The organism is Rhizobium leguminosarum (genome assembly GCF_002953715.1).
GTDB classification, from domain to species: Bacteria; Pseudomonadota; Alphaproteobacteria; order Rhizobiales; family Rhizobiaceae; genus Rhizobium; species Rhizobium leguminosarum_V.
In genome coordinates, this window is the sequence record NZ_CP025012.1 from 533,563 (window position 1) to 548,275 (window position 14,713).

The 14,713-nt window shown below is 63.4% G+C and carries 13 protein-coding genes; 9 read left to right on the forward strand and 4 right to left on the reverse strand.

Features of this window, described 5'->3' with window-relative positions:
• The first annotated feature begins 4 nt into the window (after positions 1–4).
• Complete coding sequence (ileS, locus tag CUJ84_RS02640; protein WP_105005077.1) at positions 5–2,896, forward strand: isoleucine--tRNA ligase; 2,892 nt, start codon at positions 5–7, stop codon at positions 2,894–2,896.
• A gap of 133 nt (positions 2,897–3,029) precedes the next feature.
• Entirely contained in the window at positions 3,030–3,659 is a 630-nt protein-coding gene (locus CUJ84_RS02645) for a hypothetical protein (protein ID WP_105005078.1), read from the forward strand.
• 49 nt (positions 3,660–3,708) lie between these two features.
• On the opposite strand, the gene CUJ84_RS02650 is transcribed toward CUJ84_RS02645, so the two are convergent.
• Positions 3,709–4,146, reverse strand: coding sequence for a nucleoside deaminase (locus CUJ84_RS02650; protein WP_018449379.1), 438 nt, complete (start codon positions 4,144–4,146; stop codon positions 3,709–3,711).
• Between the two features lie 90 nt (positions 4,147–4,236).
• Here CUJ84_RS02650 and CUJ84_RS02655 point away from each other — a divergent pair, with 90 nt between their 5' ends.
• The 3 genes from CUJ84_RS02655 to CUJ84_RS02665 are packed head-to-tail and all read left to right on the forward strand — an operon-like array spanning position 4,237 to position 7,783.
• Complete coding sequence (locus CUJ84_RS02655; protein ID WP_105005079.1) at positions 4,237–6,348, forward strand: pseudouridine synthase; 2,112 nt, start codon at positions 4,237–4,239, stop codon at positions 6,346–6,348.
• The gene (gene rsmD / locus CUJ84_RS02660) at positions 6,329–6,889 is read left to right on the forward strand and encodes a 16S rRNA (guanine(966)-N(2))-methyltransferase RsmD (RefSeq protein ID WP_105005080.1); all 561 of its coding nucleotides are present in this window, start codon (positions 6,329–6,331) and stop codon (positions 6,887–6,889) included. The genes CUJ84_RS02655 and rsmD overlap by 20 nt, the downstream gene beginning before the upstream one ends.
• 12 nt (positions 6,890–6,901) lie before the next feature.
• A complete protein-coding gene (locus tag CUJ84_RS02665) occupies positions 6,902–7,783 on the forward strand; it encodes a patatin-like phospholipase family protein (protein WP_105005081.1) in 882 nt (293 codons plus the stop codon).
• Here the strand turns inward: CUJ84_RS02665 and CUJ84_RS02670 are convergent.
• From CUJ84_RS02670 to CUJ84_RS02680, 3 genes are all read right to left on the reverse strand, one after another.
• Positions 7,772–8,251 (reverse strand): EVE domain-containing protein, encoded by a 480-nt coding sequence (locus CUJ84_RS02670; RefSeq protein WP_105005082.1) that lies wholly within the window; start codon positions 8,249–8,251, stop codon positions 7,772–7,774. The two genes, CUJ84_RS02665 and CUJ84_RS02670, sit on opposite strands and share 12 nt — an antisense overlap.
• A gap of 3 nt (positions 8,252–8,254) precedes the next feature.
• The gene (locus tag CUJ84_RS02675; protein WP_105005083.1) at positions 8,255–8,626 is read right to left on the reverse strand and encodes a VOC family protein; all 372 of its coding nucleotides are present in this window, start codon (positions 8,624–8,626) and stop codon (positions 8,255–8,257) included.
• Between the two features lie 120 nt (positions 8,627–8,746).
• On the reverse strand, positions 8,747–10,561 hold the full coding sequence (locus tag CUJ84_RS02680) for a monovalent cation:proton antiporter-2 (CPA2) family protein (protein WP_105005084.1): 1,815 nt from the start codon (positions 10,559–10,561) through the stop codon (positions 8,747–8,749).
• A 119-nt stretch (positions 10,562–10,680) separates the two neighbouring features.
• Here CUJ84_RS02680 and CUJ84_RS02685 point away from each other — a divergent pair, with 119 nt between their 5' ends.
• From CUJ84_RS02685 to waaA, 4 genes are all read left to right on the forward strand, one after another.
• On the forward strand, positions 10,681–12,027 hold the full coding sequence (locus tag CUJ84_RS02685) for a TldD/PmbA family protein (protein WP_105005085.1): 1,347 nt from the start codon (positions 10,681–10,683) through the stop codon (positions 12,025–12,027).
• A 76-nt stretch (positions 12,028–12,103) separates the two neighbouring features.
• Entirely contained in the window at positions 12,104–12,913 is an 810-nt protein-coding gene (locus tag CUJ84_RS02690; RefSeq protein WP_105005086.1) for a 3'(2'),5'-bisphosphate nucleotidase CysQ, read from the forward strand.
• Positions 12,914–12,974: 61 nt separating this feature from the next.
• Complete coding sequence (locus tag CUJ84_RS02695) at positions 12,975–13,223, forward strand: DUF4170 domain-containing protein (RefSeq protein WP_105005087.1); 249 nt, start codon at positions 12,975–12,977, stop codon at positions 13,221–13,223.
• 170 nt (positions 13,224–13,393) lie between these two features.
• Positions 13,394–14,713, forward strand: a complete 1,320-nt coding sequence (gene waaA, locus CUJ84_RS02700) for a lipid IV(A) 3-deoxy-D-manno-octulosonic acid transferase (RefSeq protein ID WP_105005088.1) — start codon at positions 13,394–13,396, stop codon at positions 14,711–14,713.

Sequence of the window (14,713 nt, forward strand, 5' to 3'; positions counted from 1 at the left end):
AGACATGACCGACACAGCCGAAAAGATCGACTATTCGAAGACCCTCTATTTGCCCGAGACTGATTTCCCGATGCGCGCCGGCCTGCCGCAGAAGGAGCCGGAACTCGTCAAGCGCTGGCAGGAGATGGGTCTCTACAAGAAACTGCGCGCTTCCGCCGCCGGCCGCGAGAAATTCGTCCTTCACGACGGCCCGCCCTATGCCAACGGCAACATCCATATCGGCCATGCGCTGAACAAGATCCTCAAGGACGTCATCAACCGTTCGTTCCAGATGCGCGGCTACGACGCCAATTACGTGCCCGGATGGGATTGCCACGGCCTGCCGATCGAATGGAAGATCGAAGAGAAGTACCGCGAGAAGGGCAAGAACAAGGACGAGGTCCCGGTCAACGAATTCCGCCGGGAATGCCGTGAATTTGCCGCCGGCTGGATCAAGGTCCAGGCAGAAGAGTTCAAGCGTCTCGGCATCGAGGGCGACTTCGACAATCCTTATACGACGATGAACTTCCACGCGGAGTCGCGCATCGCCGGCGAACTCTTGAAGATCGCCGCAAGCGGTCAGCTTTATCGCGGCTCCAAGCCGATCATGTGGTCGGTCGTCGAGCGCACCGCGCTGGCCGAAGCAGAAGTCGAATACCAGGACTATGAGAGCGACACGATCTGGGTGAAATTCCCCGTCGTCGAAGGTCCGGCTGCGCTCAAGGATGCGTTCGTAGTCATCTGGACGACCACGCCCTGGACGATCCCCGGCAACCGCGCGGTTTCTTTTTCTGCGCGTGTTTCCTACGGCCTCTATGAGGTGACGGCCGCCGAGAACGATTTTGGTCCGCGTCCTGGTGAAAAGTTGATCTTTGCCGATAAGCTGGCTGAGGAATCCTTCGCCAAAGCCAAGCTGCAGTACAAGCGCTTGAGCGATGTCTCTTCGGCTGACTTCGCAGCGATGACCTGTGCCCATCCCTTCAAGGGTCTCGACGGCGGCTATGAATTCCTTGTGCCGCTGCTCGATGGCGATCACGTCACCGATGATGCCGGTACCGGTTTCGTGCACACGGCTCCGAGCCACGGTCGCGAAGACTTTGATGCCTGGATGTCGGCTGTCCGCACGCTTGAGGCCCGCGGCATCGAGACCAAGATCCCGTTCCCGGTTGACGATGGCGGCTTCTACACATCAGACGCCCCCGGCTTCGAAGGCGCCCGCGTCATCGACGACAACGGTAAGAAGGGTGATGCCAACGACCGCGTCATCAGGGAACTGATCGCCCGCGGCGCACTCTTTGCCCGTGGTCGGCTGAAGCACCAATATCCGCATTCCTGGCGCTCGAAGAAGCCGGTCATCTTCCGCAACACGCCGCAATGGTTCGTCTATATGGACAAGACCCTTGCCGACGGTACGACGCTGCGTTCACGCGCGCTCAGTGCAATCGACGACACCCGCTTCGTGCCCGCCGCCGGCCAGAACCGCCTGCGCGCCATGATCGAAGGTCGCCCGGACTGGGTGCTCTCGCGCCAGCGCGCCTGGGGCGTGCCGATCGCCGTCTTTGCCGACGAGCAAGGCGAAGTCCTGGTCGATGAAGCCGTCAACGCCCGCATCCTCGAAGCCTTCGAACATGAGGGCGCCGACGCCTGGTTTGCCGAAGGCGCCAAGGAGCGCTTCCTCGGCAATGACCATGACCATTCCCGCTGGACGCAGGTCATGGATATTCTCGACGTCTGGTTCGACTCTGGCTCGACGCACACCTTCACGCTCGAAGACCGTCCGGATCTGAAGTGGCCGGCCGATCTTTATCTCGAGGGTTCCGACCAGCATCGCGGCTGGTTCCATTCGTCGCTGCTGGAATCGGCTGCCACCCGCGGCCGTGCGCCTTACGACGCCGTCCTCACCCATGGCTTCACCATGGACGAGAAGGGCGAGAAGATGTCCAAGTCGAAGGGCAACGTCACAGCGCCGCAGGAAGTGATGAAGGATGCCGGCGCCGATATCCTGCGCCTCTGGGTGATGACCTCGGATTATGCCGACGACCTGCGCGTCGGCAAGACGATCATCCAGACCAATGTCGACGCTTATCGCAAGCTGCGCAACACCATCCGCTGGATGCTCGGCACGCTCGCCCACGACAAGGGCGAGGAGATCGCGCTTGCCGACCTGCCAGAGCTGGAGCAGCTGATGCTGCACCGGCTTGCCGAGCTCGACGAACTGGTGCGCGAGAACTACGATGCCTTCGACTTCAAGAAGATCGCCCGCGCACTGATCGATTTCGCTAATGTCGAGCTTTCGGCCTTCTATTTCGATGTTCGCAAGGATGCGCTTTATTGCGATGCGCCGTCGAGCCTGCGCCGGCGCGCCAGCCTGCACGTCATCCGTCAGATCTTCGATTGCATGGTGACGTGGCTCGCCCCGATGCTGCCCTTCACCACCGAGGAGGCCTGGCTGTCGCGCAACCCGTCCGCCGTGTCCGTGCATCTTGAGCAGTTTGCTCCGGTTGCAAAGGAATGGCGCAACGATGCCTTGGCCGAGAAGTGGAAGAAGATCCGCGCCGTGCGTTCGGTTGTGACCGGCGCCCTGGAAATCGAGCGCAAGGACAAGCGCATCGGCTCCTCGCTGGAAGCGGCTCCCGTTGTTCATATCGCCGATCCGGAGTTGCTGAACGCGCTGGAAGGCCAGGATTTCACCGAGGTCTGCATCACCTCGGCAATCGAGATCAAGGCCGGCGAAGGACCGGCGGATGCTTTCCGCCTTGCCGAGGTGCCTCAGGTCAGCGTCGTGCCGAAGCTTGCAGAGGGTGAGAAATGCGCCCGCTCATGGCGCATCACCAGGGATGTCGGCTCCGATCCCGAACATCCCGATGTTTCGGCCCGCGACGCGGCTGCCCTTCGCGAGCTTGCCGCGCTCAAGTGAAGAATATTGCCGGATGAATTGCGCTTTCGCGGTTCATCCGGTAAAAGCTGCCTGAAAATGGCCGGATTTTTGCGTCAGGGGGACGGTTGTCCGGTTGGGCGAGGATTGCACCGGCAGGGCTGGAAGGGTTTTCATGTTAACAACGCATTGGTTCCGTATGGGCGCCTGCCTGTCTGTTGTAATGGCGGGATGCTCCCTGGTGTCCAGTTGCGCCAGCAGCCCGACCTACGGCACGGACAAGACCGCCATGGAACAGTTGACCGACGATCTCGGCCAGTCCGTGTCGTTGACCGGACCGGACCCGAAGAACAAGGGCGTCAAGTACACGCCGCGACCGACGCTGGTGCTGCCGGCACAGGCGCAGAAAGAGACCCTCGTCCCGCCGCAGCAGACGGTCGCCAACAAGGACAATCCGCAATGGCTTGAATCGCCGGAGGAGACCCGCGCCCGTCTCGTTTCGGAAGCCGACGAGAATTCGGACAATCCGAATTACCGCTCGCCGCTCGCAAGCTCTGCGATCGAAGGCGGCCGACGCACGACGGAAGCCCAGACCAAGGCTTATCGCGAAGCCCGTGCCCTGCAGAAGGGCTCCTATGTCGATCAGCGCCGCTATATATCTGATCCGCCGCCCGGCTACCGCACCGTCGACGATCCGGCAAAGCTCGATGATGTCGGCGAGCCCGAGCTCAAGAAGCAGAAGAAGCGTAAGAAGGATGCAGCTGTCGCCAACACCGGCAAGCAGTGGTGGAACCTCCTGCAATAGCTTTTTCGGCGCCGACAAGGATGACGGCGCCGCGCACCGGCGCTGGGGATTACGGCGCCTCTCTCCTTTGCGAAAAGAACTTTCGCAGCATATCGGCCGATTGGACCTCGTTGAAGCCGGAATAGACCTCCGGGGCGTGGTGGCAGGTCGACTGCCCATAGAATCGCACGCCATTGTCGACGGCGCCGCCCTTCGGGTCCTCGGCGCCGTAATAGAGCCTGCGGATACGCGCAAACGAGATGGCTGCTGCGCACATGGTGCAAGGCTCCAGCGTCACGTAGAGATCGGCGCCGGTAAGACGTTCCTGTCCGAGCGCTTCGCACGCAAGCCGGATCGCGGCGATTTCGGCGTGCGCGGTGACGTCTTTGAGCTCGCGCGTACGGTTTCCCGAGCGTGAAACGGCAATATCGTCGATAACGACGACGGCGCCGATCGGCACCTCACCGCGTTCTCCGGCCGCGCGCGCTTCTTCAAGCGCCATCTCCATGAAACGATTTGTCTTCACGATCGCAAGAATTTCCACTTAACCGCAGATGCGTGACCTGATAGACAGGCCCAAAAGGCAGGCAAACAACAAATGACACCCAAAGACAAGCCAAAACGCCCGGGCGCAAAGCCCCTTTCACGGGATATCAGGTCGAAAGGCGGCCCGAAGGCGGACGGCGAGAAGCCGGCAAAGCCTGCGGCCGCACGCGCGATCGCCGCCGAGACCGATGGCGAGGCCAAGGCCGAACGCATTTCCAAGGTGATGGCGCGCGCCGGCGTTGCCTCCCGCCGCGACATCGAACGTATGATCATGGAAGGTCGTGTGACGCTGAACGGCAGGGTGCTCGAAACCCCCGTCGTTAATGTCACGCTCGCCGATCGCATCGAAGTCGACGGCGTGCCGATCCGCGGCATCGAGCGCACCAGGCTGTGGCTCTATCACAAGCCCGCCGGCCTCGTGACCACCAATGCCGATCCGGAAGGCCGCTCGACCGTGTTCGACAACCTGCCGGAAGAGCTGCCGCGCGTCATGTCGATCGGCCGCCTCGACATCAACACCGAAGGCCTGCTGCTGCTGACCAATGACGGCGGTCTCGCCCGGGCGCTCGAGCTGCCGGCGACCGGCTGGCTGCGGCGCTACCGCGTCCGCGCCCATGGCGAGATCGATCAGGATGCGCTCGACAAGCTGAAGGACGGCATCGCCGTCGATGGTGTGCTCTATGGCTCGATCGAGGCGACGCTTGACCGCACGCAAGGCTCGAACGTCTGGATCACCATGGGCCTTCGCGAAGGCAAGAACCGCGAAATCAAGAACGTGCTCGGCGCGCTCGGCCTCGACGTCAATCGCCTGATCCGCATTTCCTATGGCCCGTTCCAGCTCGGCGACCTGCCGGAGGGCCATGTGATCGAAGTGCGCGGCCGGACACTGCGCGACCAGCTCGGCCCGCGCCTCATCGAGGAAGCCAAGGCGAATTTCGACGCGCCGATCTACAATGCGCCGGCCGTCGCTGCCGAGGAAGAGGCAGAGCCCGCAGCACCGGAAAAGCGCGAGCGTCCGCGCCGCGACGAGGACAAGCGCGAACGGGCGCTGAGCCGCCTCGACACCAAGCGCGACGACCGCCACGGTGGCGCGCGCAAAGAGGACGACCGCCGCGATGGCGGGCGCCGGGACGACGAAAGGCCAAAGCGCGCCCAGCCGCTCGGCCAGCGCCGCAGCGCCAATGTCTGGATGGCGCCGGGCGCCCGGCCACTCGGCGAAAAGGCTGCGGCGAAAGCCGCCAAGAATGCGCAGACCGCGCGCCGGCGCGGCGAGCAGGTGCCTGCAAAGAATGATCGCATCGAGGACCGCCCGCGCACACAGGTGAACCGCGTGCGCGAAGAGGATGGCGAGTGGATCCGCTCGAGCGAGCAGCCCCGTCACAAGGATGAGGGCGAGGGCTTCGGCCGCAAGCGCGGCTTTGGCGATCGCCCCGCCCGCGAAGATCGCGGTTTTGGCGACCGCCCGGCGCGCGGCGACCGGCCGTTCAGTGATCGTCCCTCACGTGGGGATCGGCCCTTCGGCGACAAACCGCGCGGTGATCGCAAGCCGCGTGCGGACGGTGACGAGCGTCCTCGTGCCGCCAGAACCTCCGCCGGTGAGGGCCGTTCGGAGCGTCCGCGCGGCGACCGGCCGTTCGGTGATCGTCCCCCGCGTGGGGATCGGCCCTTCGGCGACAAGCCGCGCGGTGATCGCAAACCGCGTACGGACGGTGACGAGCGTCCTCGTGCCGCCAGAGCCTCCGCCGGTGAGGGCCGTTCGGAGCGTCCGCGCGGCGACCGCCCCTTCGGTGATCGTCCTTCGCGTGGCGACCGGCCCTTCGGTGACAAGCCGCGTGGCGATCGCAGGCCGCGCGAGGACGGTGATGAGCGTCCGCGGGCAGCCAGAAGCTTTGCCGGCGAGGGGCGCTCCGAGCGTCCCCGCGGTGAAAGATCGTTCGGCGACAAGCCTGCGGGTGACAGGCCTTCTGGTGACAGGCCGCGTGGCAAGGGCTTTGCGGCCAAGCCCGGTGGGGCCAAGCCTGGTGGGGCCAAGAGTTTTTCCGGCAAGCCGAAAGGCGCCAAACCCGGCGGTGACAGGCCGGGCGGCGACAGGCCTGCGGGCGGGCCGTCCAGAGGTGGTGCTAAAGGAAAAGGAATGACGCGCGGTGCGGATCGTCGGCGGTGAGTTTCGCGGACGGCCTCTCGCCGTGCCAAAATCCAACGAGATCCGGCCGACTGCCGACCGGACGCGCGAGAGCCTGTTCAATATATTGAGTCATGCCTATCCGGAATGTGTCGATGGCACCCGGATCCTCGACCTTTTTGCCGGCACCGGCGCCGTCGGCCTCGAAGCCGTTTCACGCGGTTGTCGCCATGCGCTCTTCGTCGAAAACAGTGTCGAGGGCAGGGCGCTGCTCTGGGAGAACATCGATGCGCTCGGCCTGCATGGCCGCACGCGCATCCTGCGCCGGGATGCGACCGATCTCGGCAGCGTCGGCAATCTCGAACCCTTCGACATGCTCTTTGCCGACCCGCCCTATGGCAAGGGGCTCGGCGAGAAGGCGATGGCGGCGGCGGCCGAAGGCGGCTGGCTGCGGCCAGGCGCGATCGCGGTGCTCGAAGAACGCGCCGATGTTGTCGTTTCGGTCCATCCTTCCTATGTTTTCCTCGAAAGCCGCATCTTTGGCGATACGAGGGTGCATTTCTTCCGATATCAGCCGCAATAAGCGGGGGCGGGCGTGCAGCAGGCAGAGATCATCAGCCCGGAATTGCCTGCGATCAGCGATGTGCCAACGGTCGCGGTCGCTTTTGGCGGCGGCGGCGCGCGCGGGCTTTCCCATATCCATGTCATCGAGACGCTTGATGAACTCGGCATCCGCCCGGTGGCGGTATCAGGCTCGTCGATCGGTGCGATCATGGCGGCCGGCATGGCGGCCGGCATGTCCGGCGCCGAAATCCGCGAACATGCGCTGACGACCGTCGGCAACAAGACGGCGGTCGTCGCGCGCATCTGGGGGTTGAGGCCGGCGACGGTGCGCGATGCGGTGGCCAAGGGTATCCGCATCGGCCAGTTCAATCTGGAGCGGATCCTCAAGGCTTTCCTGCCGTCCGAACTGCCGGCCCGCTTCGAGGACCTGCTGGTCCCAATGAAGGTCATCACCACCGATTATTACGGGCAGTGCGAAGTCATCATTGAGCAGGGCGAACTGTTTCCCGCACTCGCCGCCTCGTCCGCTATTCCCGCCGTCTTCATGCCGGTGCGCCTGCGCGACCGCGTGATGATCGACGGCGGCATCAGCAATCCGGTGCCTTATGAATGCCTGATGGATCTTGCCGACATCGTCATCGGCATCGATGTCGTCGGCGCGCCGGAAGGCGACGGCACCCATATTCCGAACCGCATGGAAAGCATTTTCGGCTCCGGCCAGCTGATGATGCAGACGGCGATCTCGCTGAAGCTGAAGCTTCGCCCGCCGCATATCTTCCTGCGCCCGACGGTCGGCCGCACCGGCGTCATGGATTTCCTCAAGGCCCGTGAAGTGCTGGCCATGTCGGTCGGTGTCAAGGACGACCTGAAATTCGCCCTCGACCGCGAGATCGAAGCGCGGCTAAAGCGCTAAAGTGCATTGCACGGGAACCGTCGCATACTTCCGGGCGACATCCATGAGCGGTTCACTGAGCATCGCTTCGGCTATGAGCTCGGCATCATCATTGTCGATTTCGAAGAGACCAAAGCGCAATCGATAGCCCCAGCCTCCCCGATCGCTTGTGAAAGACAGCCGGCTGAGCAGCGGCCGGATCGGCGTTTCCACGGCCCGCCACCAGGTGACATCGCGCCTCCAGGGGTGGAAACCGGGGTGAACTTCCACCTGATATGCCGCCTTTTCCTCGACCACGCCAATTGCCGTGAACGCCTGCAGGCGATCCTTGCCGCCAAATGTTTCGGTTGGCGAATAATAGATCACCCGGTCACCAGGCGCGCTTCGCTTAAGCGGAGCGGCCTTGCCATGACAGACCTGCATGAACCCAGCTTCGCGTCCGATGCGGACATGGTTTGCTGATGCGACAGCGATCCAGCTGCGGGACATGTTTCAGTCCTCCGCAACGTTGTAGACACGCAGGCGATGCCCGTCGGAATCGACTGCAACAAAGGTACGGCCGAAATCGAGGTTGGTCGGCGGCAAGAGGATGGTCGCGCCCTTGAGTTGCCATTCGGCGTGAAGCGTATCGACCATATCAGCTGTCGCGACCTTGAAACCGACGTCGCAGCCGCCGCCCGTCGCAGCCGGCGCCGGCTCCACGCCCGCATTGCCCCAGAGTCCAAGGGCCAGACCCGAGGGCAGGATGAACATGGCGAAGGTCGGGCTGAACTCAACCGGATCCTGCCCGAGCAGTTGGCCATAAAAGCCGGCGCTTTTGGGCACGTCGGCTACGAAAAGTAGAATGCTGTTGCTGTCGATCATGGTGAGCCTCCTGTTTGGGGTCAGAAGGATCGTCTACAGAGACATGCTGACAGATTCTGGCAGTAGCCTTTGCCTCTGCCGCCGTTCAATCCGCCCAAGTTTGCCACTTTCGGAGTTGATTTATGCTTCCGCCGTCGCATCCGCGGTTCCGGCCAGCGGATCGTCCTCGAAGGGATCGGCAGCACGTTTCGGCTTGACCAGCGGTTCTGGGCGGACAGGGTGGGAAAACAGCATGTCGCGCCCGGCCTGCAGCCCTTCGGACACCTGCAGGACTAGGCGTGCCTCGTCGCGCTTGCGGATATCCTCGCCGATTTCATAGGCGTCGACCTCGGAAACGCCAAGCGCCTCCAGTGTTCGCCGTCCGAAGAGCAGGCCCGATTCCAGCGTTTCACGCAGCTCGTAGTCGACGCCCTTGTTGCGCAGTTCGATTGAATGGATGCGGTCGTAGGAACGCACGTAGAGCCGCGTCTGCGGATAGTCGGCCTGCACCAGCTCCACCACCTTGTCGGTGATCTCCTTCTTCTGCGTGCAGACGAGCACGATCTTCGCCCGGTCGATGCCGGCCGAGCGCAGCACGTCCTTGCGGGCGCCGTCGCCGAAATAGATGCGGAAGCCGAAGGAGGAGGCCTGGCGGATGCGGTCGGCCGAAAAATCGATGACGGTGACGCTGCGCCCGCCGGCAAGCAGGATCTGGGCGGCGATCTGGCCGAAACGCGAGAAACCGACCATCAGCACGTCGGCGCCTGCCCCCTCGAAATCCTCGTCCAGTTCCTCCTGCTCGTCGCCGCGCAGCAGCCGCTTCGAAAGGGCCGACCCGATCGGCGTCAGCGCCATGGACAGCGTGACGACCGCGACCAGCAGCGAGGCCGTGCTCGTCGACATCAGCCCCGCTGCACCCGCCGTGGTGAACAGCACGAAGCCGAATTCGCCGCCCTGCGGCAGCAGGAAGGCGATGCGGATTGCATCGTCATGCGGAGAGCCCGAGATCCGGCAGAGGCCATAGATGATGATCGCCTTGACGGCCATGACGATCGGCACGGCGACGATGACGAAGAGCGCGTTGTCGGCGAGAACGTCGAGTTCGAGCGACAGGCCGACGGCGATGAAGAAGATAGCGAGCAACACGCCGCGGAAGGGCTCGATATCCGCCTCCAGCTCGTGCCGGTAGGAGGATTCGGCAAGCATCACGCCGGATAGGAAGGCGCCCATCGCCATAGAAAGCCCGGCAAGTTGCATCAGGCTCGCCGATCCCATGACGACGAAGAGGGCAGCCGCGATCATTGCCTCGCGCGCGCCGGTCCGGGCGATGATCTGGAAGAGCGGCGTCAGCAGGTAGCGTCCCATGACGATCATCGCCGCAACCGCACCGACGGCCACAGTGAAATCCAACAGCGGCGCGTTGCTGCCCTTGTCGCCGCCGTCGAGGATGGTGATCAGCGCCAGCAGCGGCACGATCGCCAGGTCCTGGAACAGCAGCATCGAGAAGGAGCGTTGCCCGTATCTGGTGTTGACGTCGCCGTCGCCCTCGAGAATCTGCATGGCAAAGGCAGTCGAAGACAGCGCCAGGCCAAATCCGGCAACTATGCTGCCGCGCCAGTCGAGAGCCTGGGAAAACCAGGCAAGTCCGGTCAGCGCCAGCCCCGTCAGCACCACCTGCGCCGTGCCGAGGCCGAAGATGTCGCGCCGCATCTGCCAGAGGCGGGTGGGCTTCAGCTCCAGTCCGATGATGAAGAGCAGGAAGACGACGCCGAGCTCCGCGACGGCGAGGATCTGTTCACCATCGGTGATGCCGTGGAAGACCGGGCCGATAACGATGCCGGCGGCGAGGTAGCCGAGCACCGTGCCGAGCCCGAGTTTCTTGAAGATCGGAGCGGCGACCACGGCCCCGCCAAGCAGCAGGATCGTTTCGGAAAAAAGGGCATTGGGCGCTGACATGCTGACAATTTCTTTCAACGGCAGGGAGCAGGCAGGCAGCCCTGATAAAGAATCGGCGGCGGCGGCCTTGATGCTTGGGAGAGTGCACAATAAATGGAAGCCGAAGGAAAGGCCAAATCATGTCCTCTGAAATTGATTCCTCGACACTTCTTTCCCGCGCAAGTCAATTGATCGATCTGGCAAGGAAGGCAGGGGCTGATGCCGCCGATGCCGTCGTCGTCCGGTCGCGCTCGCAATCGGTCAGCGTGCGCCTCGGCAAGGTCGAGGGCACGGAATCCTCCGAAAGCGACGATTTTTCCCTGCGCGTCTTCATCGGCCAGCGCGTCGCCAGCGTTTCGGCCAATCCGGGCTTCGATCTCCAGGCGCTTGCCGAACGCGCCGTCGCCATGGCCAAGGTTTCCCCGGAAGACCCCTTCGCCTGCCTGGCGGACGAGGCGAACCTTTCGAGATCCTATCCCGACCTGCAATTGCTCGATACCACGGAGGTCTCCTCCGAGATGCTGCGCGAGGCGGGTCTTGCCGCTGAAGCGGCCGCGCTTGCGGTCAAGGGGGTTACCAATTCCTCCGGCGCCGGCGCCTCCGCCGGCATGGGCGGCCTCGTTCTTGCCACCTCGCACGGGTTCGAAGGCAGTTACATGGCCTCGCGTTTCGGCCATTCCGTCAGCGTCATCGCCGGCGAAGGCACCGGCATGGAGCGCGATTATGATTTCGACAGCCGCCTCTATTATGCCGAGCTCGACGACCCTTCTGAAATCGGCCGTCGCGCCGGCGAACGGGTGATCAAGCGCGTCAATCCGCGCCAGGTGCCGACCGGCAAGGACGTCACGGTGATCTTCGACCCGCGCGTCGCCCGCGGCTTCGTCGGCCATATCGCCGGTGCGATCAATGGTGCTTCCGTTGCCCGCAAGTCCAGTTTCCTGCGCGACAGAATGGGTCAGCAGGTGCTGAAGTCAGGCCTGTCGATCACCGACGATCCGCTGATCGTGCGCGGCCCTTCCTCGCGGCCCTTCGATGGCGAAGGCGTGTCCGGCGAGCGGCTGGTGATGATCGAGGATGGTATCTTGAAGCACTGGTTCCTCTCGACCTCGACCGCGCGCGAGTTGGGTCTGGAGACCAACGGCCGCGGCGTGCGCGGCGGCACCGCCGTCTCGCCTTCCTCCACCAACCTTGCCCTGGAACCCGGCGACATCTCGCCGGAGGATTTGATCCGCAGCGTCGGCAACGGTTTTTATGTCACCGAATTGATCGGCCACGGCGTCAACATGATCACCGGCGAATACAGCCGCGGCGCCACCGGCTTCTGGATCGAGAACGGCGAACTCACCTTCCCGGTCTCCGAGGTGACGATCGCCTCGAACCTCAAGGAGATGTTCATGCGCCTGACGCCGGCAAACGACATCGATCGCAAGTTCGGCGTCGCGGCCCCCACCTTCGCCATCGAAGGCATGACGCTCGCAGGGCGCTAGAGCATGTCCCGCAAAACTGTGCGCGGTTTTCGGACGACATCATGCTCTAGCGATAGTTCAGAAACGGATTGACGGGATGAGCGACAAGGAAAAGGCCGGCTGGCAGAGCGATCTCACGCTAATCGCCGATGCTGCGAGAGAGGCGGGCGCCGTCGCTTTCGGCTTCTTCAACCAGTCTCCCGAGGTCTGGTGGAAGAACGGGGACCGGTCTCCCGTCAGCGCTGCCGATTTCGCTGCAAACAAGACGCTCGAGACCATCCTGCGCAAGGCTCGGCCGGATTATGGCTGGCTGTCGGAGGAAACCGACGACGATGCCGACCGTCTCTCACGCGAGACACTGTTCATCATCGATCCGATCGACGGCACACGCGCCTTCCTCGGCGGGCAGAAGGTCTGGTGCGTCAGCGTCGCGGTGGTTCATCGCGGCCGGCCGGTGGCCGGCGTGCTCTATGCCCCGGCGCTCGAGGAGCTCTATGAGGCGGTTGAGGGCGGCGTGGCGCTGAAGAACGGCGTGCCCTTCACCGTTTCGGCCGCCGGACCGGAAGAGATGAGCCGCCTTGCGATCGGCGACGACCTGCTGAAGACCTTTCCGACGGAGTTCCGCGACCGGGTGACGCGCGAGACATACATTCCCTCGCTCGCCTATCGCATCACCATGGTGGCGGATGGTCGTCTCGAAGGCACCTTCGTCAAGGGCAATTCACATGATTGGGACCTTGCTGCCGCCGATCTGATCCTTGTCTGTGCCGGCGGCGGCCTCGTCGACATCGAAGGCCAGCCGATAGTCTACAACCGTGCCGAAGTCACCCACAAGGTCCTCTGCGCGGCCCCAACACCTCGCCTCGGCGAATTCCTCGCGGCCTTTGCGGGGCGACGAGACAGTTGACGTTTCCGTCAAAATCCCGCAGATGGGTGGCGGAGGAGAATAGGCAGAAAGAGAACAAAAAATGACTGAATCCGGTGACAAGAAGCAACTTTTGCATCTCGTTTTTGGCGGCGAACTGGAAAGCCTCGATGACGTCCAGTTCCGTGATCTGCAGGGTCTCGATATCGTCGGCATTTTCCCGGATTATGCCACGGCGCTGACGGCCTGGAAGGCGAAGGCGCAGCAGACGGTCGACAATGCGCACATGCGCTACTTCATCGTCCACATGCATCGTTTGCTCGATCCGCAGGAAAAGGCCACGGGCAACTGACCTGGCAAGTGTCGCCGGCCGGCCGCTCGTCGAGCGGGGCTTTGGTGCATCGGGCGCCCGTCGATCCGGATTGTTGGACGCATTCTGAACAAATTAATCGGCCATTGCGGCCGCAACGATAATTAGGGAATGGGTTTGATGTCGATCGGTTTTGATCGGAGGCTGGCGCAATGAGCTCCCGGATGGCGCGCTTCGGTCTGAACGCATACCGTCTGGCGGGAACCGTGGCCTCTCCTGTGGTCGGCCTCTATATCACCTACCGCACGGCCAAGGGCAAGGAAGACCGGGCCCGCCGCCTGGAACGTTTTGGCTATCCGAGCGCCAACCGGCCGCAGGGCCCGCTCCTCTGGTTTCATGCCGCAAGCGTCGGTGAAACCAATGCCGTCATTCCGTTGATCCGCGAAATCCGCCGCCGCGATATTCATGTCATCCTGACGACCGGCACCATCACCTCCGCCAAGCTCGCCGCCGAGCGCCTCGGCCAGGAAGCGATCCATCAATATGTGCCGCTCGACCTGAAGCCCTCCGTCAGCCGTTTCCTCGATTATTGGCAGCCCGATTGCGCCATCATCGCCGAATCCGAGATCTGGCCGGCAACGGTGTTGGAACTCGGCCACCGCCGTATTCCGCAGATCCTGATCAATGCCCGCATGTCGGACCGCTCCTTTGCCCGCTGGCGCCGCCGCCCGGCGATCGCCGAAGCCTTGTTCGAGAATCTTGCCCTCGTCATCGCCCAGTCGGATGTCGACGCCGAACGTTTCCGCGATCTCGGCGCTGTCCCTGTGATCACCTCGGGCAACCTGAAGGTCGATACCGACGCACCGCCTTATGACAGCGCTGTCTTCGCCCGCTATAAGAAACAGATCGGCGAGCGCAAGACCTGGGCGGCGATCTCGACCTTCGACGGCGAGGAGAATGCTGCCGCCATCGTTCACCGGGCGCTCAGGGAGCGCGATCGTCAATTGACGATCATCGTGCCGCGCCACCCCGAGCGCAGCGACGAGATCGAGGCGGCCCTGGTCAAGCAAGGGCTGAAGGTCGCGCGCCGCACCCGCGACGATATCTTGTCCGCCGACGTCGATATCTTCCTCGGCGATACGATCGGCGAAATGGGCCTCTATTTGAGACTGACGGAAATCGCCTTCGTCGGCCGCTCGCTCTTTGCCGAAGGCGGCCAGAATCCGCTGGAGCCCGCCATGCTCGGCTGCGCCATTCTGTCCGGCGGCCATGTGCAGAATTTCCGCGATGCCTATCAGAAGCTTGCCCGCAGCGGCAGCGCTCGCATGGTGCGCGATACCGAAATGCTGGCCAAGGGCGTGCATTACCTGCTGACCAACGACGAGGCCCGCCGCAATATGATCGAGGCCGGCATCACCGCCGTGCACGAAATGCGCGGCGCGCTGACTGCGACAGTGAAGGGGCTGGAACCCTATATCAATCCGCTGACGGTGAAGGCGCGGCTGCTGCCCAAGGCCGTGGCCCAGGTCTGA